Source organism: Streptomyces sp. NPDC107538 (assembly GCF_055657445.1).
The window spans coordinates 458,660-483,214 of the sequence record NZ_JBVKAY010000007.1 but is presented as its reverse complement, the minus strand read 5'-3'; the positions used below and the strand labels follow the sequence as shown (position 1 = coordinate 483,214).

Annotated in this window: 18 protein-coding genes; 6 read left to right on the top strand and 12 right to left on the bottom strand. The window is 71.3% G+C overall.

Annotated features, from left to right (window positions below; translation table 11 throughout):
• Positions 1–2: 2 nt before the first annotated feature.
• A complete protein-coding gene (betA, locus tag ACZ7MG_RS26750) occupies positions 3–1,673 on the bottom strand; it encodes a choline dehydrogenase (protein WP_471381150.1) in 1,671 nt (556 codons plus the stop codon).
• A gap of 206 nt (positions 1,674–1,879) precedes the next feature.
• Here betA and ACZ7MG_RS26745 point away from each other — a divergent pair, with 206 nt between their 5' ends.
• A complete protein-coding gene (locus ACZ7MG_RS26745) occupies positions 1,880–2,626 on the top strand; it encodes an IclR family transcriptional regulator (RefSeq protein ID WP_471381738.1) in 747 nt (248 codons plus the stop codon).
• Between the two features lie 16 nt (positions 2,627–2,642).
• On the opposite strand, the gene ACZ7MG_RS26740 is transcribed toward ACZ7MG_RS26745, so the two are convergent.
• The 8 genes from ACZ7MG_RS26740 to ACZ7MG_RS26705 all read right to left on the bottom strand — a co-directional run bounded on the left by ACZ7MG_RS26740 (position 2,643) and on the right by ACZ7MG_RS26705 (position 14,725).
• Entirely contained in the window at positions 2,643–3,773 is a 1,131-nt protein-coding gene (locus ACZ7MG_RS26740; RefSeq protein WP_471381736.1) for an aromatic ring-hydroxylating oxygenase subunit alpha, read from the bottom strand.
• Positions 3,774–3,918: 145 nt separating this feature from the next.
• Positions 3,919–5,082 (bottom strand): NAD(P)/FAD-dependent oxidoreductase, encoded by a 1,164-nt coding sequence (locus ACZ7MG_RS26735; RefSeq protein WP_471381149.1) that lies wholly within the window; start codon positions 5,080–5,082, stop codon positions 3,919–3,921.
• A complete protein-coding gene (locus ACZ7MG_RS26730; protein WP_471381148.1) occupies positions 5,079–5,441 on the bottom strand; it encodes a bifunctional 3-phenylpropionate/cinnamic acid dioxygenase ferredoxin subunit in 363 nt (120 codons plus the stop codon). The genes ACZ7MG_RS26735 and ACZ7MG_RS26730 overlap by 4 nt, the downstream gene beginning before the upstream one ends.
• A 216-nt stretch (positions 5,442–5,657) precedes the next feature.
• The gene (locus ACZ7MG_RS26725) at positions 5,658–7,424 is read right to left on the bottom strand and encodes a BCCT family transporter (RefSeq protein ID WP_471381146.1); all 1,767 of its coding nucleotides are present in this window, start codon (positions 7,422–7,424) and stop codon (positions 5,658–5,660) included.
• 175 nt (positions 7,425–7,599) lie between these two features.
• Positions 7,600–9,921: an FdhF/YdeP family oxidoreductase gene (locus ACZ7MG_RS26720; protein WP_471381144.1), complete on the bottom strand. Its 2,322-nt coding sequence runs from the start codon at positions 9,919–9,921 to the stop codon at positions 7,600–7,602.
• A 338-nt stretch (positions 9,922–10,259) separates the two neighbouring features.
• Positions 10,260–11,348, bottom strand: coding sequence for an S-(hydroxymethyl)mycothiol dehydrogenase (locus tag ACZ7MG_RS26715; protein ID WP_471381142.1), 1,089 nt, complete (start codon positions 11,346–11,348; stop codon positions 10,260–10,262).
• A gap of 135 nt (positions 11,349–11,483) precedes the next feature.
• Entirely contained in the window at positions 11,484–13,874 is a 2,391-nt protein-coding gene (locus ACZ7MG_RS26710) for a SpoIIE family protein phosphatase (protein ID WP_471381141.1), read from the bottom strand.
• A gap of 134 nt (positions 13,875–14,008) precedes the next feature.
• On the bottom strand, positions 14,009–14,725 hold the full coding sequence (locus ACZ7MG_RS26705) for an NAD(P)-dependent oxidoreductase (RefSeq protein ID WP_471381139.1): 717 nt from the start codon (positions 14,723–14,725) through the stop codon (positions 14,009–14,011).
• Positions 14,726–14,818: 93 nt separating this feature from the next.
• On the opposite strand from ACZ7MG_RS26705, the gene ACZ7MG_RS26700 reads away from it, so the two are divergent.
• The 5 genes from ACZ7MG_RS26700 (at position 14,819) to ACZ7MG_RS26680 (ending at position 22,174) form a co-directional block, all read left to right on the top strand.
• Complete coding sequence (locus tag ACZ7MG_RS26700; RefSeq protein ID WP_471381136.1) at positions 14,819–15,517, top strand: TetR/AcrR family transcriptional regulator; 699 nt, start codon at positions 14,819–14,821, stop codon at positions 15,515–15,517.
• Positions 15,518–15,585: 68 nt separating this feature from the next.
• Positions 15,586–16,437: a PfkB family carbohydrate kinase gene (locus ACZ7MG_RS26695; protein ID WP_471946160.1), complete on the top strand. Its 852-nt coding sequence runs from the start codon at positions 15,586–15,588 to the stop codon at positions 16,435–16,437.
• A 150-nt stretch (positions 16,438–16,587) separates the two neighbouring features.
• Complete coding sequence (locus tag ACZ7MG_RS26690) at positions 16,588–18,939, top strand: glycosyl hydrolase family 95 catalytic domain-containing protein (protein WP_471381132.1); 2,352 nt, start codon at positions 16,588–16,590, stop codon at positions 18,937–18,939.
• 260 nt (positions 18,940–19,199) lie between these two features.
• Positions 19,200–20,912 (top strand): glycosyl hydrolase family 28-related protein, encoded by a 1,713-nt coding sequence (locus ACZ7MG_RS26685; RefSeq protein WP_471381130.1) that lies wholly within the window; start codon positions 19,200–19,202, stop codon positions 20,910–20,912.
• The gene (locus ACZ7MG_RS26680; protein ID WP_471381128.1) at positions 20,909–22,174 is read left to right on the top strand and encodes an alginate lyase family protein; all 1,266 of its coding nucleotides are present in this window, start codon (positions 20,909–20,911) and stop codon (positions 22,172–22,174) included. The genes ACZ7MG_RS26685 and ACZ7MG_RS26680 overlap by 4 nt, the downstream gene beginning before the upstream one ends.
• A 103-nt stretch (positions 22,175–22,277) precedes the next feature.
• Here ACZ7MG_RS26680 and ACZ7MG_RS26675 read toward each other — a convergent pair whose 3' ends face one another.
• The 3 genes from ACZ7MG_RS26675 to ACZ7MG_RS26665 form a co-directional block, all read right to left on the bottom strand.
• Positions 22,278–23,204 (bottom strand): alpha/beta fold hydrolase, encoded by a 927-nt coding sequence (locus ACZ7MG_RS26675; RefSeq protein ID WP_471381126.1) that lies wholly within the window; start codon positions 23,202–23,204, stop codon positions 22,278–22,280.
• A 155-nt stretch (positions 23,205–23,359) separates the two neighbouring features.
• Positions 23,360–24,037: a GntR family transcriptional regulator gene (locus ACZ7MG_RS26670; protein WP_471381124.1), complete on the bottom strand. Its 678-nt coding sequence runs from the start codon at positions 24,035–24,037 to the stop codon at positions 23,360–23,362.
• A 10-nt stretch (positions 24,038–24,047) separates the two neighbouring features.
• Positions 24,048–24,551, bottom strand: coding sequence for a flavin reductase family protein (locus ACZ7MG_RS26665; RefSeq protein ID WP_471381123.1), 504 nt, complete (start codon positions 24,549–24,551; stop codon positions 24,048–24,050).
• Between the last annotated feature and the right edge of the window lie 4 nt (positions 24,552–24,555).

Below are 24,555 nucleotides of genomic sequence, written 5' to 3'. Positions count from 1 at the left end.
GTCTAGTCCGCCTGCTTCTGGACGTCGCGGTGGCGGTAGTACGCGGCTTTGGACGCCGGCAGCGGCTCCTTGCCGAGGATCAGGTCGGCGGCCTTCTCGGCGATCATCATCACCGGTGCGTAGATGTTGCCGTTGGTGACGTAGGGCATGACGGAGGCGTCGACCACCCGCAGTCCGTCCACGCCGTGCACGCGCATGCTGGTGGGGTCCACGACGGACATCTCGTCGGTGCCCATCTTGCAGGTGCAGGACGGGTGCAGGGCGGTCTCGCCGTCCTTGGCGACCCAGGCGAGGATCTCCTCGTCCGACTCGACGGAGGGTCCGGGCGAGATCTCCCCGTCGTTGTAGGGGGCGAGCGCGGGCTGGTTGAGGAGCTTGCGGGCCACCCGGATCGCCTCGACCCACTCGCGGCGGTCCTGTTCGGTGGAGAGGTAGTTGAAGCGCAGGGCGGGGTGCTGCCGCGGGTCCTTGCTCTTGATCTTCACCGAGCCGATGGCGTCCGAGTACATGGGCCCGACGTGCACCTGGTAGCCGTGGCCGCCCGCCGGCACGGAGCCGTCGTAGCGGACCGCGATCGGCAGGAAGTGGAACATCAGGTTGGGGTAGTCGACGTCCTCGTTGCTGCGGGCGAACCCGCCGGCCTCGAAGTGGTTGGTGGCGGCCGGGCCCTTGCGGAAGAGCCACTGGAGCCCGATGAAGGGCGCGCGCCACTTCGCCAGGTACGGCTGCATGGAGACGGGCTGCTTGCAGCCGTACTGGATGTAGACCTCCAGGTGGTCCTGCATGTTCTCGCCGACGCCCGGGAGGTCGTGCACGACGTCGATGCCCAGCGCCCTCAGTTCCTCGGCGTTGCCCACACCGGAGAGCTGGAGCAGCTGCGGGGAGTTGATCGCGCCGCCGCAGAGGATGACCTCCTTGGCGCGGACCTGCTTCGGGGCGCCCTTGCCGCGCCGGTACTCGACACCGACGGCCTTCTTGCCCTCGAAGAGGACGCGGGTGACGAGGGCGCGGGTGGTGACGGTCAGGTTGGGGCGCTTGCGGACGGGCTTCAGATACGCCTTGGAGGCCGAGAGCCGGCGCCCGCGGTGGACATTCCGGTCGAACTTGGCGAAACCTTCCTGTCTGTAGCCGTTGACGTCGCCGGTGGGGGCGTAGCCCGCCTCCTCGGTGGCCTTGAGGAAGGCGCCGAAGAGCGGGTTCGACGCCGGGCCGCGCTCCAGGACGAGGGGGCCGTCGTGGCCGCGGAACTCGTCGTCCGGATCGGCGGCGAGACAGTTCTCCATGCGCCGGAAGTACGGCAGGCAGTGCGCGTAGTCCCAGGTCTCCATGCCCGGGTCGGCCGCCCAGCGCTCGTAGTCCAGGGGGTTGCCGCGCTGGAAGATCATGCCGTTGATGCTGCTGGACCCGCCCAGCACCTTGCCGCGCGCGTGGTAGACGCGCCGGCCGCCCATGTGGGGCTCGGGCTCGGACTCGTACTTCCAGTCGTAGAAGCGGCTGCCGATCGGGTAGGTCAGCGCCGCGGGCATGTGGATGAAGACGTCCCACGGGAAGTCCGTCCGGCCCGCTTCCAGGACCAGGACTCGGTTCGCCGGGTCGGCGGACAGCCTGTTTGCCAGTGCACTGCCCGCGGAACCACCACCGACGATGACGAAGTCGTACTGCACAGGAGCCATGGTGCCTCGTCTCGCTCGCGCCGTAGATATGCGAGGCATGGTAGACCCGTAGCGTTATGCGCACCAGGTTGCGAACCGCGCAACTTGTGGAACTTCGTTTCGCGACGGTTACTTGCAGGTGTGTTGTTTACTGCGCGTATAGTTTCACTGTGAGCAACTACAGCCTTGACACAGAAACGTCGAATTCACACGCCGGCGCGGGCGGCGTGCAGTCGGTGGACCGCGCCATCAGCGTCCTGGAGATCCTCGCGCAGCGTGGCGAAGCAGGCGTCAGCGAGGTGGCGGCGGAGATCGAGGTGCACAAGTCCACGGCGTTCCGTCTCCTCGGCGCCCTGGAGGCGCGCGGGCTGGTGGAGCAGGCCGGCGAGCGCGGCAAGTACCGGCTCGGCTTCGGCATCGTGCGGCTGGCCGGCGCGGTCACGGGGCGTATCGACATCACCCAGCAGGGCCGTCCCGTCTGCGAGCGGCTGGCCGAGGAGATCGGCGAGACCGTCAACATCGCCGTGATGCAGGAGCACTACGCGATCAACCTGTACCAGGTGCGCGGGCCGGGGGCCATCACCGCGCACAACTGGGTGGGCCAGCTGACGCCCCTGCACGCCACGTCGAGCGGCAAGATCCTGCTGGCCCACCTGCCGGCGAAGGAGCGCGCCGCGCTCCTCTCCGACGTGGGCATGAAGAAGGTCACCCCGCACACCATCACCGCGAAGACGAAGCTGGAGAAGAACCTCGTCGCCGCACGGGAGCGGGGTTACGCCTTCACGCTGGAGGAGTTGGAGATCGGCCTGCACGCCATGGCCGCACCGGTGCGCAACCGGGACGGCGATGTCATCGCCGCCCTCAGCGCCTCCGGGCCCTCCTACCGGCTCACCGAGGAGCGTCTGCACGAGATGTCCCCGGTGCTGCTCAAGGGCGCCGCCGAGATCAGCCACCGGATGGGTTTCCTGGGCTGATCCACCCCTGGCCGATTCACCCCCGAGGGGTGCCGAGGCGCTCGTTCACCCAGTCGTGGAACGCGCCGATGTGGTGCTCACTGGGCACCAGCACACCGCCCTTGGCGTACAGCCGGGAGCTCATGCCGGGCTGGGTCCGCTCGCATGCCTCGAAGTCCTGGAGGTTGACCCGGTCGAAGAGTTCCACGGACCGGCTGACGTCCTTGCCGCTCTCGACGACGTGCGGCAGATACAGCCAGTCGCACTCCACGATCGTACGGTCCACGGACACCGGGTACATCCGGTGGAAGATGACGTGGTCGGGCACGAGGTTGATGAACACCTGCGGCCGGACGGTGATCGCGTAGTAGCGGCGGTCCTGGTCCTCCGCGACGCCCGGGATACGGTCCAGCCCTTCGGAGCCGTCGACCGTGAACCCCTGCACCTCCTCGCCGAACTCCGCGCCGTGGCCCACGTAGTACTGCGCGGCGTACCCGTCCGCGAACTCCGGCAGCACCTCGGTCAGTTCGGGGTGGATCGTGGCGCAGTGGTAGCACTCCATGAAGTTCTCGATGATGAGCTTCCAGTTCGCCTTCACGTCGTACGTGATCCGGCGGCCCACGGAGAGGTGGTCGATGTCGTACCGCTCGATCGACTCGACGTCGCCGAGGCGGGCGACGATCTCACCGATGACGTCCTCCTCGAAGGAGGGCGGGTTCTCCGCGAGACAGACCCAGACATAACCGAGCCACTCCCGTACGGCGACGCTCACCAGGCCGTACTCGGTACGGCCGATGTCGGGCATCTTGGTGAGGTTGGGCGCCGCGACGAGCTTGCCGTCCAGGCCGTACGTCCAGGCGTGGTACGGACACTGGAAGGCGCGCTTGACCTCGCCGGACTCCTCGGTGCAGAGCTTGGCGCCGCGATGCCGGCAGACGTTGAAGTACGCGCGGATCGAGTTGTCCCGGGCCCGGGTGACGAGGATGCTCTCGCGGCCCACGTCGACGGTGCGGAAGGCACCGGGCTTCGCCAGCTCGGAGGCGCGGGCGACACAGAACCACATGGTCTCGAATATGTGCTCCTGCTCCTGGGCGAAGACCACCGGATCGGTGTAGGAGGAGCCGGGAAGAGTGGCGATCAGGCTGTCGGGCAGGCTGCTGTCGGGCAGGCTGGTCGAGGTCACGGGGCACTCCTCGGGGAACGTCACGGAGGGGTCATGCGGACGCCGGGAGGAACGACTCCGGTCGGCGTTGTGTATGGAGCAACGCTGCGCGCTGTGGGCAACCGCAGCATGGGGTGACGCCGAGACGGTGTCAAGACGTGGTGGCGGCCAGTTCCTTGCGCATCCGCATGAACAGCCGCGGCTGGTTCATCCCGAGGACGGCGACCGGCCGGCCGGCGCGCCGGTAGACGGCGAGGACGTCACGGCCCTCGGCCGAGCCCGCCTCGACGGTGACGCTGTCGGCCTCGGCCGCGTGGCCGGCGAACTGGATGCGGACGCCGTACTGGTCCGACCAGAAGTACGGCGGCCTGGGGACGCCCGGTTCGACCGCGCCCCCCGCCAGCAGGGTGGCGATCGCGGCCTCGGGGCGCTCGCGCGCGCCGGTCCAGTGCTCCACGCGGCGGTGGTGGCCCGCGCGGGGGTCGTACCAGTTGGCACAGTCACCGACGGCGACCACACCGGCGAGGCTGGTCCGGCCGTCGGCGCCGCACTTCACGCCGTTGTCCAGCGCGATGCCGGAGCCCTCCAGCCACTCGACGCACGGGCGGGCCCCGACGCCGACGACGACGATGTCGGCGGGGAGGCTGCGGCCGTCCTCCAGCAGGACGGCGTCGACCCGGTGCTCGCCGCTCAGCCCCTTGACACCCACACCGCACAACAGCCGTACGCCGTGGTCGGCGTGGAGGCCGGAGACGACGGCGCCCATGGTGTCGCCGAGCGGTCCGGCGAGCGGGGTCGCCGCCGCCTCCACGACGGTCACCTCCAGACCGAGGGCCTGCGCGGTGGAGGCGACCTCGGCGCCGATGAAGCCGCCGCCGATCACCACCAGGCGTCCACCGAGGGCCAGTTCGTCCCGCAGGGCGCGGGCGTCGTCCAGGGTGCGCAGGGTGTGCACTCCGGAGAGGCCCTCCGAGCCGGGCAGGGCCCGTGCCACCGCGCCGGTGGCGATGACGAAGCCGTCGGCACGCACCTCGCGGCCGTCGCCGAGGCGGACGGCGCGCGCGGTGTGGTCGAGCGCGGTGGCGCGGGTGCCGAGCAGCCACTCCGCCGCCAGGTCCTCGCCGTCCGTCTCCAGGGCGAGTTCGGCCTCGCCGAGGGTGCCGGCCAGGAACTCCTTGGAGAGCGGCGGCCGGTCGTAGGGGCGGTGGAGCTCGTCGCCGATGACGACCAGGCGTCCGTCGAAGCCCTGCTTGCGCAGGGAGCGCGCCGCCGACAGGCCGGCGAGGGAGGCGCCGACCACGGCGACGGTCCTCACGCGGGACCCCCGGCGAGCCGGGCGGAGATGCAGGGCGGCAGGTTGGGGGCGTCCGTGGAGAGCCGGACGTAGATCACGCCGTCCTCGACGGTGACCTCGTGCGTCCGGACCGGCAGCTTGGCCGGCGGGGAGTCGACCGCGCCGGTGCGCAGGTCGAACTTGGAGGCATGCAGCGGGCATTCCACCTCGCAGCCCTCCAGCCAGCCGTCGGCGAGCGAGGCGTCCTGGTGGGTACAGGTGTCGTCGATGGCGAACACCTCGCCGTCGTCGGTGTGGAACACCGACACCGGCGGGTCGATGTCGAGCCGGAAGGCCTCACCTCGCGGGAGATCCGCGAGACGGCACGCGGGAATCATCATGACACCTCGGGTGCATATAACGAAACGGATTGCGGTAAGCGCAACATCAGTCTGGAGTCGCCCAGAACCCTTGTCAAGGCATCCAGAGGGCCCTTCGGGGCCACTTCTTGCGTTGCGGTATCCAAAACTCGCCTCACATAGAACAACGCGAGCCCGGTGGGGCCGTGGCCGCGCAGGGCGGTGCCACGGCCCCACCGGGCGGTGGGTGCGTCGGTCTCAGACGGCGGAGGTGGTGGACTGCGCGGACTCCCCGGCCCGTTCGGGCCGTACGGCCTCCGTGCCGTCCGTGCCGTCCGTGGACGTGGCGGGTCCGATGCGGAGTTCGAAGTCCCCGTCGTACTTCTCGTGGCCGGCGATGACGGCCGTCTCGATGGCCTCCTTGCCCATGCGTCCGCGGATGATGAGCGGATCGTGGCGCAGATCCCGGTTGAGCGCGACGCACAACCCGATCATCACCAGGGTGAAGGGGGCCGCCGCGAGGATGGTGAGGTTCTGCAGCCCGGTGAGCGCGTCGCCCTTGCCGCCGCCGATGAGCAGCATGACGGCGGCGACCGCTCCGGTCAGCACACCCCAGAACACCACGACGCCCCGGGACGGTTCGAGGGAGCCCCGCTGTGAGAGCGTGCCCATCACGATGGAGGCGGCGTCGGCGCCGGAGACGAAGAAGATGCCGACGAGGACCATGACGACGACGCTCGTCACCGTGGCGATCGGGTACTGCTGGAGCACGTCGAAGAGCTGACCCTGGGCGGTCGCGGCGTCATTGAGACGACCGGACTCCTGGAGGTGCATCGCCGAGCCGCCGAAGACCGCGAACCAGAGCAGGCTGACACTGCTGGGGACCAGGATGACGCCACCGACGAACTGGCGGATCGTACGGCCGCGGCTGATGCGGGCGATGAACATGCCGACGAAGGGCGTCCAGGAGATCCACCACGCCCAGTAGAAGACCGTCCAGCCGGCCAGCCAGTCGGCGACACCCTTGCCGCTGGACGCCTCGGTACGGCCCGCCATCTGGGCCAGGTCGCCGAAGAAGGCGCCGACGGAGGTGGGCAGCAGGTCGAGGATGAAGATGGTCGGGCCGGCCAGGAAGACGAAGAGGGCGAGCCCCACCGCCAGCACCATGTTGGTGTTGGACAGCCACTGGATGCCCTTCTCGATCCCGGACACCGCCGAGGCGACGAACGCCACGGTCAGCACCGCGATCACGACGACCAGCAGTCCGGTGCCGACCGATCCCAGCCAGCCCAGTCCGGTGAAGCCGCTGCCGATCTGGAGGGCGCCGAGGCCCAGGGAGGCCGCCGAGCCGAAGAGAGTGGCGAAGATGGCGAGGATGTCGATGGCCCGGCCGGGCCAGCCGTTCACCCGCTTCTCACCGAGCAACGGGGTGAACACCGCGCTGATCAGCTGGCGGCGTCCGCGCCGGAAGGTGCTGTAGGCGATGGCGAGACCCACGACCGCGTACATCGCCCACGGGTGGAGCGTCCAGTGGAAGAGGGTGGTGGCCATGGCGGTCTCCATGGCCTGGTTGGCGTCGGCCGGGTCGGTGCCCGGCGGCGGCGTCATGAAGTGGGAGAGCGGCTCGCTCACTCCGTAGAACATCAGGCCGATACCCATGCCCGCGCTGAACATCATGGCGATCCACGAGATGGTACGGAACTCGGGCTCCTCCCCCTCCCTTCCGAGGGTGATCCGCCCGTAGCGGCTCATCGCCAGCCAGAGGGCGAAGACCACGAAGCCCGAGGCGGCGAGGACGAAGGCCCAGCCGCCGTTGCGGATCGTTCCGTCCAGCAGCTTCCCGGACACGCTCTCCAGCGTGTCGGTCGCCGTGGCTCCCCACACGACGAAGGCCAGGGTGAGCGCCGCGGCGACACCGAAGACGACGAGGTCGGTCCGGGGGTGGGCGGAGGCCGCACCGCCGCCCGGCAGATCCTTCCCGACGGGATGGCCTGGGCTCCCGTTCCGTTCGCGGGTTGTGCTCATCAGCTCGTCCTTTCCACAGACGGCAGGGGACGCTCTCTGCCGCGGACGACGGTGGCGCGACCGGGCAAGAAGGGGATTGCGGGGGCGAAGAGAGGTGGCCGTCACTCGAATCCGGTTGCGGATGATGCACCTGGATTCACTATGGGCAACACAATCTGACGCCTCAGGGAGGGTGTCAAGGGTCGTGTCGAAGAAGAGTCGAGGTGGTGACCGGCTCCAGCCGGACGACGATCGACTTCGACGTGGGGGTGTTGCTGATGGCCGCCGTGGAGTCCAGGGGGACCAGGACGTTGGTCTCGGGGAAGTAGGCGGCGCAGCAGTCGCGCGGCGTCGGGTAGGGCACCACGCGGAAGGCCGGTGCCCTGCGTTCCACACCGTCGTCGTACTCGCTGACGATGTCGACGAGGTCCCCGTCGGACAGACCCCGGTCGGCGAGGTCGTCGGGGTGCACGAAGAGGACCCGGCGGCCCTGGTGGATGCCGCGGTAGCGGTCGTCCAGGCCGTAGACGGTGGTGTTGTACTGGTCGTGCGAGCGCAGTGTCTGGAGCAGCAGCCGGCCCGGCGGCACATGGGGCCGCTCCAGCGGGTTGGCGGTGAAGTTGGCCAGCCCTGTGGCGGTGGTGAACCGGCGTTCGTCGCGCGGCGGGTGGGGCAGCGCGAAGCCGCCCGGCCGTCGTACCCGGTGGTTGAAGTCCTGGAAGCCGGGGATCACGCGGGCGATGCGGTCGCGAATGGTGTCGTAGTCGGACTCGAAGTCCTCCCAGGGCACATGGGAGCCGGCTTCCCCGAGGGCGGCCCGTGCCGTCCGGCAGACGATGGCGACCTCGCTCAGCAGGTGCTCGGAGGCGGGGGCGAGGCGTCCTCGGGAGAGGTGCACCATGCCCATGGAGTCCTCGACCGTGACCACTTGGGGCCCGCCGGGCCGCAGGTCGGCCTCGGTCCGGCCGAGGCAGGGGAGGATGAGCGCCTGTTCGCCGGCGATGACGTGCGAGCGGTTGAGCTTGGTGGAGATCTGCACGGTGAGGCGGCAGTTGCGCAGGGCCCGCTCGGTCAGTTCGGTGTCGGGGGCGGCGGCGACGAAGTTGCCGCCGAGCGCGACGAAGACGCGTACGTCGCCGTCGCGCATGGCGCGGATGCTCTCGACGGCGTCGTGGCCGTGGTACCTCGGGGGCGTGAACGCGAACTCGGCGGCGAGCGCGTCCAGGAACGCGTCGTCCGGTTTCTCGTAGATGCCCATGGTGCGGTCGCCCTGCACGTTGGAGTGGCCGCGCACCGGGCAGAGTCCGGCGCCCGGGCGGCCGATGTTGCCGCGCAGCAGAAGGAAGTTGACGACGTCCCGGATGGTGGGGACCGAGTGTTTGTGCTGGGTGAGGCCCATCGCCCAGCAGACGACGATCTTCTCGGCGGCCAGCACCTCACGGAACGCGGCGCGGATCTCCTCCTCGGGCAGGCCGGTGGCCGTCAGGATCTCGTCCCACGGCACCTTGCGGGCATGCTCGGCGAACTCCTGGAAGCCGTACGTGTGGCGGTCGATGAAGGAGGTGTCGAGGCAGGTGCCGGGGGCCTCGTCCTCCGCCTCCAGGAGCATACGGTTGAAGGCCTGGAACAGCGCCTGGTCCCCGCCCAGTCTGATCTGCAGGAACTGATCGGCCAGCCGGGTGCCGCCGCCGAGGACGCCGGACGGCTTCTGGGGGTTCTTGAACCGCAGCAGTCCGGCCTCGGGCAAGGGGTTGACCGCGATGATCCGGGCGCCCCGGCGCTTGGCGGTCTCCAGCGAGGAGAGCATCCGGGGGTGGTTGGTGCCGGGGTTCTGGCCGACCACGAGGATCAGGTCGGCGTCATGAAGGTCCTCCAGGGTGACGCTGCCCTTGCCGATCCCGATGGTCTCCGTCAGGGCCGAACCGCTGGACTCGTGGCACATGTTGGAGCAGTCCGGCAGGTTGTTGGTGCCGAGCATCCGGACGAAGAGCTGGTAGAGGAACGCGGCCTCGTTGCTCGCCCGGCCGGAGGTGTAGAAGGCGGCCTGGTCGGGGTGGTCGAGGGCGGCCAGTTCGCGGGCGATCACGGCGAACGCGTCGTCCCAGGAGATCGGCCGGTAGCGGTCGTCGCCGGCCGCGCGGTACATGGGGTGGGTCAGCCGGCCCTGCTGTCCGAGCCAGTAGTCGCTGCCGGGGAGCAGGTCCTCCAGCGTGTGCTCGGCGAAGAAGTCCGGGGTGACCCGGCGGACGGTGGCCTCCTCGGCGACGGCCTTGGCGCCGTTCTCGCAGAACTCCGCCCGGTGGCGGTGCTCCGGCTCGGGCCAGGCGCAGCCGGGACAGTCGAAGCCCTCCTTCTGGTTGACCCGCAGGAGGGTGAGCAGGCTCCGGCGGGCACCCATCTGCTCGCCGGCGTGCCGGAGGGAGGAGGCGACCGCGGGGAGGCCGGCGGCGTACTCCTTCGGCGGGCCGACCCGCAGCCGGGCGTCGCCGGGGTCCTCGACAGGTGCGTTGCGAGTCATCTGAAGCGCCACTCCAGGAGGCAGGGGAATGCGGAGCCGTTCCGTGCCGCCGGGCCTCTCGCTCTGGTGGGCGGGCCGCCGTCGGACATCGGAGGTTGCGAATTGCACAACAGTGCCGCGATACGCAACGAGAACAAGAAAGCGTGCGGTGTGATCCCCTGTCAAGACCGGTGCACCACCTGATCGACACGGGCGCGCGGTTTCTGGGACACGGCGACGAGCCGTGGTCGGGGGCACCCCCGACCACGGCTCGTCCGTCACGCTCCGCGGCTACGCCGCCGCGGCCGCTGTCTCTGCCTCTGCCTCTGCCTCTAACGCTGTCGCGGTCCGCCCGGCCGTCAGAGGACCACCACCGAGCGCAGGACGTCGCCGCCGTGCATCCGCTCGAAGGCCTTCTCGACCTCGTCGAGTGCGATGGTCTCCGTGACGAAGGTGTCCAGGTCCAGGCGCTTCTGGAGGTAGAGGTCGATGAGCATGGGGAAGTCGCGGTCGGGCAGGCAGTCGCCGTACCAGGAGGACTTCAGGGAGCCGCCGCGTCCGAAGACGTCGAGGAGGGGCAGCTCCAGCTTCATCTCCGGGGTGGGGACGCCGACGAGGACGACCGTGCCGGCGAGGTCGCGGGCGTAGAAGGCCTGCTTGTAGGTCTCCGGGCGGCCGACCGCCTCGATGACCACGTCGGCGCCGAAGCCGCCGGTCAGCTCACGGATCGCCTCGACCGCGTCGGTGTCCTTGGAGTTGACCGTGTGGGTCGCGCCGAGCTTCCTGGCGGTCGCCAGCTTGGCGTCGTCGATGTCCACCGCGATGATCCTCGCGGCGCCCGCCAGCTCCGATCCGACGACTGCGGCAGCCCCGACTCCGCCGCAGCCGATGACGGCGACGCTGTCGCCCCGGCCCACATTGCCGGTGTTGATCGCGGCACCGATGCCCGCCATCACTCCGCAGCCCAGCAGTCCGGCGACGGCCGGCGACGCGGCCGGGTCGACCTTGGTGCACTGACCGGCGGCGACGAGCGTCTTCTCCGCGAACGCGCCGATACCCAGCGCCGGGGACAGCTCCTGGCCGGTCGAGGCGAGGGTCATCTTCTGCTTCGCGTTGTGGGTGCTGAAGCAGTACCAGGGGCGGCCGCGCCGACAGGCCCGGCAACTGCCGCACACCGCACGCCAGTTGAGGATGACGAAGTCACCGGGGGCGACATCCGTGACCCCCTCCCCCACCGACTCCACCACACCCGCCGCCTCATGGCCGAGCAGGAAGGGGAAGTCGTCGTTGATGCCGCCCTCCCGGTAGTGCAGATCGGTGTGGCAGACCCCGCAGGCCTCGATCTTCACCAGGGCCTCGCCCGGTCCGGGGTCGGGCACGATGATCGTTTCCAGGCTGACGGGGGCGCCCTTGCCCCGCGCGACGACAGCACGGACCTGGTGCGTCATGGCCACTCCTCGGCTGGTACGAGACCTGAGTCTGAAGTTGCTTATGGCGGTACGCATCGCGCGTACCGCAACACAGCATCATGGAGGTCCGCGCAGTGGTCAAGGATTTCCACGGCCCTCGGTACCGCCACGGGTCTACGCGCCGGGCTCCTCGCCGGGGAGCGCTTGCTCGGCCCAGATGGTCTTGCCCGTGCGGGTGTGGCGGCTGCCCCAGCGCTGGGTGAGCTGGGCGACGAGCAGCAGGCCGCGCCCGCCCTCGTCGAAGGCGCGGGCCCGGCGCATGTGCGGAGCGGTGGCGCTGGAGTCCGAGACCTCGCAGATCAGGGTGGCCTCGCGGATCAGCCGCAGCTGGATCGGGGAACCGCCGTAGCGGATGGCGTTGGTGACCAGCTCGCTCACGATGAGTTCCGTGACGAAGGAGACCTCCTCCAGCCGCCAGGCGGCCAGCTGGTCGGAGGCCAGTTTGCGGGCGTGGCCGACGAACGCGGGGTCGGCGGGGATCTCCCAGGTGGCGACCCGGTCGGCGTCCAACGCCCGGGTCCGGGCCAGCAGGAGGGCCACGTCGTCGACGGGCCGGTCCGTGAGCAGGCTTCCCAGGACTCCGTCGCAGGTCTCCTCCAGGGGGCGGCCGATGCCCCGCAGAGCCCGGCGCAGCCGGGTGAGGCCGTCGTCCAGGTCGCGGCCGGACGCATGGACCAGACCGTCGGTGTAGAGGGCGAACACACTGCCTTCGGGGACGTCGAACTCGGCGGTCTCGAAGGGCAGCCCGCCCACGCCCAGCGGCGGCCCGATCGGCAGGTCGAGGAAGGCGGCCTCGCCGTCCGGGGTGATCAGGGCCGGTGGCGGATGGCCGGCCCGCGCCATGGAGCAGCGGCGCGCGACGGGGTCGTACACGGCGTACAGGCAGGTGGCGCCGATCTCGCCGAGGCTCTCCGCGTCCTCGGCCTCGTCCGCCGTCCGCTCGGAGTCCAGGCGCAGCACGATGTCGTCGAGCTGGGTGAGCAGCTCGTCCGGGGCGAGATCCACGTCGGCCAGGGTGCGGACGGCCGTACGGAGCCGGCCCATGGTGGCGGAGGCCTGGACGCCGTGGCCGACGACATCGCCGACGACGAGGCCCACGCGGGCGCCGGACAGCGGGATGACGTCGAACCAGTCGCCGCCGATCCCGGCGCGGGTGCTGGCGGGCTGGTAGCGGGAGGCGACCTCGACGGCGGCCTGCCGGGGTGCGCGGTGCGGCAGGAGGCTGCGCTGCAGTTCGAGGGCGATGGCGCGTTCGCGGGTGTAGCGGCGGGCGTTGTCGACGCAGACGGCGGCGCGGGCGGCGAGTTCCTCGGCCAGCAGCAGATCGTCCTCGCCGAAGGGCTCGGCCGTGCGGTGGCGGGAGAGGATCGACAGGCCGAGGGTGATGCCGCGGGCGCGCAGCGGCACCGCCATCATCGAGTGGATGCCGTGCACCTCGATGCTGTGGGCCCGCTCCCGGGAGCCCGCCGCCCAGAGCTGCGCGGTGACGTCGTCGACCTCGTACAGCAGGGCCCGGCCGGTGGTCAGGGCGCGGCCCGGGGGCGAGCCGTCGACATAGGTGTGTCTGCTGCCGACCGGGATCACGGCCTCGGGGCAGCCCTCCAGGACGGACCGCTGGGCGGTGCGGCGGAAGACGAGCGGGTCGGCGCCGGGCGAGGCGGCGGCCTCCTCGCCGGCCAGCACCGAGTCCAGCAGGTCGACGATGACGAAGTCGGCGAGATGGTCGGTGCACACCTCGGCGAGTTCCTCGGCGGTGCGGGTGATGTCCAGGGTGGAGCCGATGCGGTTGCCGGACTCGTTGAGCATGCTCAGCCGGCGGCGGGCGAGGAACTGCTCCGTGCTGTCGATCGCGGCCAGGCACATGCCCCGGACCGCGCCGCCGGCGTCCTTCAGCGGGCTGAGCGAGACCAGCCACGCGTGTTCGCGGGACTCGCCCGGTGCGCGCAGCCATGCCTCGTACGGCTTCGGCTCGCCGGTGCGCAGCACCTGCCGGACGGCCTCGTCGAGCCCCTCGAAGCCGGGGAGGCGGCGCCGGCCGTCGACGGAGACGCCGACCCGTCGGCCCAGCAGGTCCTGCTGCGGCCTGCCCATCACCCCTTCCATCGCGGAGTTCGCGGACACCGCGAGTCCGTCCTGGTCGAAGAGGGCGATCGGCACGGGGAGCTGGTCCAGGGCCCACCGCCGCAGCCGCGCGGCCGGTTCCGGCACGGTGGCCGTCAGGAACCACTGGGTGTCCCCCGCCGCGTCCAGCAGCGGATGCGCCTCCAGCTCCAGCTCCACGTCGTGGCCGTCGCGGTGCCGGGCGCGTACGGGGCCGTGCCACTCGGCGGGCTCGGCGAGTCGGGCGCGGGCCGAGGCGGGAAGGGTGTCGGCCAGCAGGTCGGCGGCCCGGCGGCCGATCACCTCGCCGGGCTCGTAGCCGAGCACCCGCCGGGCGCCGGCGCTCCACGCGGTCATCAGCCCCCTGGCGTCGACCGCGGCCGAGGCGACACCCTGCTCGCCCATCGTTCCTTCTCTCCGTACGACCTCGGCCGTCGGTCCATGGGCCCACGGACCGACGGCGAGCACTGTTCGACGGGTTCATTGTGCTCCGGGCGCACCGCACCTCGCGCGCGACCGCCCGGATCCGACGAACCCGGTTACGTGTGGTCGTGCGGATCCCGGGCGTGGGCGCGGGCGCTGGGGGTCGTCCGGCCGACGATGGCGGGGGCCTCCCGGACGAGGGTGTCGTCGGTGAGCGCCTCCACCATGAACAGGGCGAAGTCCACCCGCCGTGTGAGGTCGCTGGCCAGGATGGGGTCGCCCACGTGCCGGCTCCACACGGGCAAGCCCTGGCTCTCGCCCTCCTCCAGGCTGCTGCCGCGGACCACGGTCCAGCGGGTGTCGCTCGCGAAGATCCGCCGGCACGCCTCCACCTGGTCGTCGATCTCGACGGCACGGACGAGCCGGCCCAGCACGGCGGCGATCCGCACGCCCAGGGTGAACATCCGGGAGTACCGGTCCTTGCCGTCGCGTGTGATGTGCCAGCCGCAGGAGAAGACCAGCCGCGCGCCCGGCCGGGCATGGTCGAGGACCGCCTGCGCGGTGCCGGAGGAGTACTGCCGCACACCCCAGGGCACCAGCACGGTCAGCACCCCGTCGCAGTCGGCGACCGCCCGCCGGATCACCTCCGGATCGTCGGTCTGTCCGGGTACGACGATGATCCGGCCCTCGAACGCGGCCAGCTTCGGCACACTGCGCTCCCGGCACACACCGACCACCTCGTAGCCGCGCTCCAGCGCGTGTCCGACCATGTACCGCCCGAGCTTCCCCGAGGCTCCGACGACGCAGACCTTCTTCACCCGTTCCGCACCCATGGTCCGGCCCCCTCGCCGACAGGTTCACCTTATGGTGTAAGGCAAGCTAGCCTTATGCCGTAAGGCGGTCAAGGGGCGTGCGAAGGAGGGCCGATGGGCGCGGCGGGGACGGGTGCGCGGGGTGCGGGGCAGCGGGGTGCGGCGGGACGCACTCCGCTCAGTCGGGAGCGGGTGATCCGTACGGCGGTGGCGGTGGCCGACGAGAAGGGGTCGGCCGCGCTGACCATGCGGGCCGTCGCGGAGCCGCTGGGCGTCGAGGCGATGTCGCTCTACCACCATGTGGCGGGCCGGGAGGACATCCTCGACGGCATGGTGGACACGGTGTTCGGCGAGATCGACCTGCCGCCGCGCGACACGGACTGGAGGACCGCCATGCGGGAGCGCGCGCTCTCCGCCCGTGCCGCCCTCGGACGCCACCCCTGGGCCATCGGCCTGATGGACTCCCGCACCCGGCCCGGCCCGGCGACCCTGCGCCACCATGACGCCGTCATCGGAGCCCTGCGCGCCGGAGGCTTCTCCGTGCCGATGACCGCGCACGCCGTCTCCCTCATCGACAGCTATCTGTACGGCTTCGTGCTCCAGGAGCAGAGCCTGCCGTTCACCGGCCCGGAGGAGGTGGACGAGGTCACGGGGGCCATCCTGAACGAGATGCCCGCCGACGCGTACCCCCATCTGACCGAACTGGCCGTCGAGCACGTCCTCAGACCCGGCTACGACCACTCCGACGAGTTCGCCTACGGTCTCGACCTCATCCTGGACGGGCTCCGCCCGGACGAGATCCCGCAGGACTGAGAGGGGAAACCGTGGCCAGGACAGGGCACGAGCGGGGACGCGGAGGTCCCCGTGGTCTGTTCGTCGGGTTGTGCACGCTGGATGTCATCCAGCTCGTCGACCACGTGCCGGGGGCCGACGAGAAGCTGACGGCTCGGGAGCAGGTGGTGGCGGCGGGCGGTCCGGCGGCGAACGCGGCCGTCACCTTCGCCCACCTGGGCGGTACGGCCACGCTGCTCACCGCGATCGGCCGCCATCCGCTGGGCGTGGTCGTCGCGGCGGACCTGGAGGGGCTCGGGGTGAGCGTGGTGGACCTGGCCGCGGACTCGGCCGAGCCGCCCGCCGTGTCGTCCGCGCTGGTGACGGCCGCCAGCGGGGACCGTGCCGTCGCCTCCACCAACGCGACGCGGCACCGGCTCGTCCCGCCCGACGATCTCGACGCGCTGGTGGCGGCCTGCGACATCGTCGAACTCGACGGCCACCACATGGAGTTGGCCGTCGCCGCCGCCCGCGCGGCCCGTGCCGCCGGCCGTCGGACCGTCCTCGACGGGGGCAGCTGGAAGGCCGGAACGGAGGCGCTGCTGCCGTCGGTCGACGTGGCGGTCTGCTCGGACGACTTCCACCCGCCCGGCGCGGGAACTCCGGCGCGGACCCTGCGGTTTCTGCGGGACCACGGGGTCGGGTGGGCGGCGGTCAGCCGGGGCGGGCGGCCTCTGGTGTGGGCGGGTCCGGACGGTGGGGGCACGGTGGAGGTCCCCGCCGCGCGGGTGGCGGACACACTGGGCGCGGGCGACGTGCTGCACGGGGCGCTCACCCATGGTCTCGCGATACGGGACGACTTGACGGCGCGGGGCTTCGCCGAGGCCCTGCGCGGCGCCGCCGAGGTGGCGTCCCGGGCGTGCGCGTCGTTCGGGACGCGGGCGTGGATGCGGCCGGAGTGAGCTGACGTACCGCCAAGCCCCGTCCATACATCGGAGCTATCTCCTCCCCGCACTACCTCCATGCCGCCTCATTGACGCACGCTCACCCCTGTCCCTATGTTTCATCGCGGGATTGCTCCGATGATTCGCGTGAGCCTGTTTGGAGGCACCATGCCCTCTCCCTCCGCGTCCGATCCGTCCAGACGTACCGTCCTCGCCACCGGCTCAGCCGTCGGTGGCGCCCTGCTGGCCACGGGTCTGCCCGCGCGGACCGCCGCGGCGGCGGCGCCCGTCGACCCCTGGCGCGCCGTTCTCGACGACGCCGACATGGTCTGGCGGCAGCTGCCGACGACCTGGTACGAGGGCCCGTTCCTCGGCAACGGCTTCCTCGGCTCCGGGATCTACGCCGAACCGGGCGCCGCGTCCGACACCGATGCGGGCGCCGATGCGGGCGCCGCGCCGACGGCCGTGCGCTTCAATGTCCAGCACTCCGAAGTGCAGGACCACCGACCGGAGTTCGGCTCGCTGTTCGGGCTGGCCCGGCTGCCGATCGGGTACTTCACGCTGGAGCCGGTCGGTGCGATCACCGGCGTGGACTGGCGACTGTCCCTGCGGGACGCCGAGTTGACCGGCACGCTCACCACGGAGAAGGGCACACTGTCCCTGCGGGCGCTCGTGCACAACGACCGTTCCGTGCTCGCCGTGGAGGTGACACCGAGCCGGGGTGAGCGTGACTTCCGCTGGGTGTTCCACCCGGCGGACGCGATCAGCCCGCGGGCCGCCTTCAAGCCGCTGCCGGACGGCTATCGCGGCAACCCGCCCGCCGAGGTCTCCGACCACGACGGTGTGCGTGCCGCCGTACAGCCGCTGCTGGCCGGCGGACAGCATGTGACCGCGTGGCGGGAGCGGACCAGGGGCCGGACGCGGACGCTCTACGCGCATGTCGCGCACTCGTATCCGCGGGCGACCGCGCTGGGCCGGGCGCTCTCGGCGGTCCGCGCCGCGGACCGGCTGCCGTACTCCGCGCTGGCCGCGCCCCATCGCGCCTGGTGGCACGCCTTCTACCGCAAGGGTTTCCTGTCCGTCCCGGACGCCCGGATCCAGCGGTTCTACTGGATCCAGCTCTACAAGACCGCCGCCGCCGCGCGCCGCGACGCCCCGGTGATGGCGACCTGCGGCCCGTGGCTGGAACCGACGCCCTGGCCCAACACCTGGTGGAACCTGAACGCGCAGCTGGAGTACTGGCTCGTCCATGGTTCCAACCATCTCGAACTGGACGCGATCACCAGGGCATTGAGCGAGTACCGGGACACCCTCGCCAAGGAGGTGCCGGCCCCGTACCGGGCCGACTCGCTCGGCATCCCCCGCACCACCGATCCCCAGCTCGTCAACGGCGCGGCCAGCGCCCTGATGGGGTACGGCGTCGGTGTCCCCGGCCAGGATCCGCCGACGCCCGAGGTCGGCAATCTGACCTGGGCGTTGCACAACGTCTGGCTCAGCTACCGGCACACCATGGACGAGTCGATCCTGCGGGACGTCCTGTTCCCACTGCTGCGCGGGGCGGTCAACTACTACCTGCACTTCCTCGAACCCGGCCCGGACGGCCGGCTGCATCTGCCCGCCACCTTCTCCCCCGAGTACGGCGGCAACTCGCGGGACTGCAACTACGACCTGATGCTGCTGACCTGGGGCTGCCGCACCCTCCTCGAATCCGCCGAACTCCTGGGCGTGAACGACCCGTTGGCACCCCGCTGGCGCGAGGTGCTGCGCAAGCGCGCCCCGTATCCGACGGACGCGAACGGGTTCATGATCGGCGCGGATCTCCCCTTCGCGAAGTCGCACCGCCACTACTCCCATCTGCTCGCGGTCTATCCGCTGTACGAGGTGACGGGCCGCGATCCCGCCGAACGCGCCCTGATCGAGCGGTCGTTGGAGCACTGGGTGGGCTTCGAGGGCGCGCTCCAGGGCTACACCTTCACGGGCGCCGCCTCGATCTCCGCGCTGCTGGGCAAGGGCGAGGACGCGTTGCGGTACCTGGGCGAGCTGATGACCCGCTTCATCAAGCCGAACACGATGTACCAGGAGTCGGGGCCGGTGATCGAGACCCCGTTGTCCGCCGCCCAGTCGCTGCACGACATGGTGTGTCAGTCGTGGGGCGGCGTCATCCGGGTCTTCCCCGCCCTGCCCGCCGCGTGGGCGGAGCTGGCGGTGCACGACTTCCGCACCCAGGGTGCCTTCCTGCTGAGCGCCCGGCGTCAGGGCGGCACGACCCGCTGGGTGCGGCTGGTCAGCGAGGCGGGCGCGCCCTGTGTGGTACGGCACGGGATCACGGGGCCGGTCGACGTACGGGACGGGCGGGGGCGTCCGCTCCGGTACTCCGCCGCCGGTGACGGCGCGATCCGCGTGCCGCTGCGCAAGGGCGGGTCGGCGCTGATCACCGCCCGGGGCGACCGTCCCGACCTGACCGTCCGGCCCGTACGCGCGAACGGGCCCGCACCGCGCTGGGGGTTGCCCGGCGACTGATCCACGGGCGGGAAGAGGAGGGAGGGCCTCCTTGCCGGTTCACTCATCTGAACCTGGCAAGGAGGCCCTCCCTTTCTGGGCCGCGATAGGTCCACACCAATGAACACTGCACCAGACCTTTCGTCCCACAGCGCGTCATGGCATGCTCACCGCTCAGCGCACATCTGAACGTCGTTCACATCCATGAAAGACCATGGGAAGGGCGAACGGGCATGAGAGACGCACAAGCACATGGGGCCACGCACGGCCATCGGAATGTCATGGGCATGACCAGGCGCGCTCTGCTGGGAAGCGCGATCGCCGTAGCGGCAGGTGCCGGTGTCGCCGGTTCCGGTGCCGGTGCCGGTGCCGCCGCCGCGGCCGGACCGGGAACCCGGCCGAGCGACACCCCGCTCCTGTGGCGGGAGTTCACCCGCACCCCCTTCACGCACCCGCAGATCCCGTACGTCGGACGGGCCGGCTGCCACGGAGGCGCGGTCCGTCTCCCCCGCCGCCCCGTGGTCGCCGACGTCCGCGACTTCGGCGCCGTGGCGGACGGCAGGACCGACTCCGCCCCCGCGATCAACCGGGCCATCGCCGCCGCCGGCCGGGCCGGAGGCGGCACGGTCACCCTCCCGCCGGGCACGTTCCGGATCGACGACGTGATCCGCCTGGACCGGTCGCACGTGATCCTCAAGGGCGCGGGCAGCGGCCGTACGACCCTGTACGCGACCAAGAACCTCACCGAGCTGATCGGGGCGTACGGCTCCCGCTACGGCGGCGACAAGTCGGGCTGGTCCTGGGCGGGCGGGCTCATCTGGCTGGCGCCGCAAGCCCGTTGGGCCTCCCTCGTCGCCGCGATCAGGGCGAAGGCGTGGCCCTTCGAGGGGTGGACGGGCAACCGGCGCGACGCATGGCGTCCGCTCACGGCCCTCGCCCCGGCCCGGCGCGGCTCCTGGACGGTCACGGTGACGGACCCGTCCTCACTGCGCCCCGGCGCCCTGGTCCTGCTCCGGCTGTCCGACGACGCGGACCACACGCTGCTGGAGCACATGTGCGGTGGCGGCCCGGGGCCGGAGGCCTACTCCTGGGACGACAAGACGAAGCTGACCTCGTACGTCCCCTACGAATGGCCCGTGCGGATCGCCCGGGTGCGGGGCCGGAGGGTCACCCTCGAACGCCCGCTCCCGCTCGACGCCCGCCCGGAGTGGAATCCGCAACTGATCACCCATGTACCGGAGTTGACGGGTTCGGGGGTGGAGGGTCTGACCCTGGAGGCGGTGGAGGCCCCGCAGCAGCCGCATCTGCTGGACAAGGGCCACAACGGGGTCGTGCTGCAGTGCGCGTACGACTGCTGGGTGGACGACGTGACGGTCCGGCACGTCGACAACGGCTTCGGTCTCGTGTCCGCCTCCGCCTGCACCCTGCGACGGACACGTGTCACCGGCCGTGGCTCCCACCACCCCTACTTCTGCCGCGAGGGCTCGCACGACAACCTGATCGAGGACTTCACCATCGAGGAGCGCACCGGTCCCGCCCCCTCGAACACCCAGCTGCACGGCATCAACGTGGAGGGGCTGTCCTCGTACAACGTCTGGTCGCGCGGCGACATGCGGATGGGCACCTTCGACAGCCACCGGGGTCTGCCCTTCGCCAACGTCCGTACCGACATCACCCTGAACAACAACGGCCGCCACGGCGGGGACGCGAGCGCCGGGCCGCTGTTCGGGGCCCGCTTCACGCACTGGAACATCCGCGTCACCAACGCCCGCGCGGGACTGGTCAGGATCGACGGGCTGGCGCCGTACTCGGCGACCGTCGGCATCGACGAGGTCCGGGAGTTCGACCAGATCGACGTCCCCGACTTCCCGGGTGACCTGCACACGCGCCTGGAGCTGTACGGCCGCCCGCACGCGGTACGGCCGTCCAACCTGTACGAGGCCCAGCGCGGACGGGTTCCCGCGCCCTCGCACCTGACCGGAGGCGACGCATGAGGGCCCGGGCCCGCCTCGGCGTCGTCCTGGCCCTGCTCACCGCGACGCTCACCACGGGAACCGTGCCCGCCTCGTCGACGCCGACAGCACCGCGCCCCCACACCTCCGTCCTGGACGGCGCCCGCCTGCAGCAGACGAAGGAGCGCCTGGACCGTGGCGACCCCCGACTGCGGCGCGCCGTCGCGGCGTTGAGGGCGCGCGCCGACCGGTGGCTCGACCAGGGCCCCTGGACGGTCGTCGACAAGCCCCGTCCCGCGCCGAGCGGCGATGTCCACGACTACCTCAGCCAGGCCCCGTACTGGTGGCCCACCAAGCCCCCGACCGCCGACAACCCGTGGGGCTGCCCGTATGTGCAGCGCGACGGTGAGCGCAACCCCGAGGTGGACACCGGCACCGACCGCCAGGACGTCGAGAAGACCTTCGACTCGGCGTACGACCTCGCGCTCGCCTGGTACTACACGGGCGAGCGGCGTTACGCCCGCAAGGCCGGGCAGGTCCTGCGCACCTGGTTCCTCGATCCGGCGACCCGGATGAACCCCAACCTGAACCACGCGCAGTTCATCCCCTGCAGGTACGACGGCCGCGCGATCGGCATCATCGACTTCTCCCAGTCGTACACGAGCGTCCTCGACGCGCTCGCCCTCCTGGACACCGGCGCCCCGGGCTGGACCCGGACCGACCGGAACGGCATGACGAAGTGGAACACCGACTTCCTCGGCTGGCTCAGGCACAGCGACTTCGGACAGCAGGAGGCCGCCGCCACGAACAACCACGGCACCTTCTACGACATGCTGCTCGCCGGTCTCGCCCACGCCACCGGGGACACGGCCCTGGCCCGCCGCACGGTCCTGGCGGCCGGGAGCAGACGCGTCGCGCCGCAGATCGGGGCGGACGGCAGCCAGCCCCAGGAGCTCTCCCGGACCCGGAGCTGGCACTACTCGACGTTCTCGCTGGTCGCCCACACCCGGCTCGCGGCCATCGGCCGGCAGGTCGGGGTGGATCTGTGGGCGTACCGGGGGCCGGACGGGCAGAGCCTGTTCAAGGCGGTGGAGTATCTGTTGCCCGCCGCCACGGGGGCCGCCGTCTGGCCGCACCCGGAGCTGGGCTTCCAGCGTTACGCCGCGACCGATGTCGTCCACGCGGCGGCCGACGCCGGGAGCGCGCGGGCGCGGCGGGCGGTGCCGTCCTTGGAGGCGCCGCCGGGCGGGGACCTGTGGGCCCTGCGTCCGGCGGCGGAACAGCTGGACTCCCTCGCCGGCTGACCGGCTTCGCCCCGGGTCGGGCCGCTCCGGGCGGAGTGCCGTCCGTCGGCTCGCATGGCCGGCGGCCCCGGGACCGGGCCCGCCCGGCGTCCTCCGGGCACGGTCAGGGGACCGTCGCCGACGGCTCGGGGTGGGCGGTGCGTGGGGTGAGGGTGGTCTCGCGGGCGGTCAGGCAGTCCTCCAGGAAGGCGAGGGCCCGCAGATGGTAGGAGCGGGCGGCCCAGCCGAGGCTGATGTTGTGCCCGGCCGCCGGCTGACGGTCCACGCTCACGCGCGGCGCGGCCGTGAAGTGCGCGGCCAGATCGGTGAGGGCCTCCTCGTCGTGGCGCCACCAGGCCTCGTGCTCGGCGAACGTCAGCCGTACGGGTACCCGGACACGGGGTGCGGTGGCGCGGAACAGCCGCGGCCAGCGCGCCAGTTCGGCCCGTTCCAGGGCGGGCACGGGCTCGACGATCGTGCCGCTCTCCCGGAAGGTGCCCGAGGGATACAGCCGTAGCGGCCCCCAGCTGCGGCGCAGTCGGCCCCGGTCGTCGGGGTCGGTGGGCAGTTCGTGCGGCTCGACGGCGTACAGGTGGCCGCAGCCGGAGATGTCCAGGCCGAGCAGGTGCGGCGGGCCGGGTTCGGCGGCGGCGGTGAGGGCCACTTTGCCGCCGTAGGAGTGGGCGAGCAGGAACAGGCCCGCGCCCGTGTCGTGGCGGGAGGTGAAGTCGCGCAGGGCGGCGCGCAGGGAGACGGCCTGTTCCGCCAGTTCCTGTCCCTCGGGCAGCCGGGCGGCGGAGTGCCGGTAGCCCGGCCGGTCCAGGGCGAGCACGGTGTAGCCGAGACTCGCTCCGAGGGTGAGCAGCGACTGCTGGGGGTGGGCGCGGCAGTCGAAGTAGCCCGCGTTCATGCCGCCACCGTGCACGGCGACCACAACGGCTCGCGCGGAGCCGCCGGGCGGCTCGCCGAGCAGGGCCGACAGCGGCAGTCCGGCCGCGTCGAGGGTGATCCGGCGTACCTCGTGCGGGGATGCGGGGGCCGGTCCGGTCATGGTCGCACTCCTCCGGGTGGGGGCAGCCAAGGGTCTCCCGCCCGGCCGGTCCCCGCACCCGCGCCACCACGGGTGGGTGAACCGGCGGCCGGGCCCGGCGGGGCGGAGGTGTGGCTGGGCGTACTCGTGGCCGGCGCGTACACGGCTGGATACGGCTAGCCCTGGTTCGCGCCGCCGAGGGGCAGCCCCGCCAGGAGAGCCCGGCGGCTGGCCCTGACGTGTTCGCGCATCACCTGCTCGGCGCTGTCGCCGTCCTTCTCCAGGATCAGTTCCAGGACGACATGGTGCTCACGGTCCGACTGCAGGGCGCGGCCCGGCCGGCTCAGCGAGGTGTGCACCAGCCGGGAGTAGTAGGCCAGTTGGTTCATCAGCATCCGGTAGTGGGCTTCCAGTTTGCTGTTGTCGGCTCCCGTTATCAGCAGGTCGTGGAACTCCTGGACCAGTTCCGCGTACCGCTCCCGGTCGTCGCGGGCCACCGCCTCGTCGGCCTCGCGCAGATTGCGTTCGAGGAGGTCGATCTCGGCGACGCGCCCGCGCCGGGCGAGCAGTCGGGCGGCGGCGCCCTCGATGAGTTCCTTCATCTCGAAGAGTTCGGTGATCTCACGGCGGGAGGGAGTGGAGACGAACGTCCCGACCCTGGGCCTGATCTCGACCAGACCTTCGGTCTGCAACTGTTTGAGGGCTTCGCGCACCGGCGTACGGCTGACGCCGAACTCCTCCGCGAGGGCGAGTTCCGAGAGCGGCGCGCCGGGTTCGATGTCTCCCTTGATGATCCGTCGGCGCATGTCGGCGATCACTCTGGCCTGCATCGAACCGTTCTTCAGCTCGTTCACCGAACCCTCCTCATCCCAGTGGCGCCAGCGCGCCGCCGTCGAAGAACTTACCCGCGCTGTAGACCATCGGATGGTTCTCGGCGACCTCGGCGTGCACCACGCGGCAGATGAACACGGTGTGGGTGCTGGCCTGCAGCCGCTCGCGGATCTCGACCTCCATCCGCGCGCTGCTGCGGGCGAGCAGCGGGCTGCCGTAAGGGCCGCTCTCCCACTGCACCTCCTTGAACTTGTCGTCGGCCTTGCCCGCGAACGTGGCGACGACGTCGAGCTGGTCCGTGGACAGGATGTTGATCGCCAGGTGGGTCGCCCGGAACAGACAGTCGTGGGTGGTGGAGGTGCGCTGGACGCACACCATCACGGTGGCGGGGTCGAGCGAGATGCTGGAGAACGCGTTGACGGCCAGCCCCCGGGGGGTCTCCCCGTCCATCGCGGTCACGACCGTGACACCGGTGACGAACCGTCGGTTGACCTGCTTCATCACATCGAGGCCGGGCTGGGCGGCGAGGGGGGTCATGATG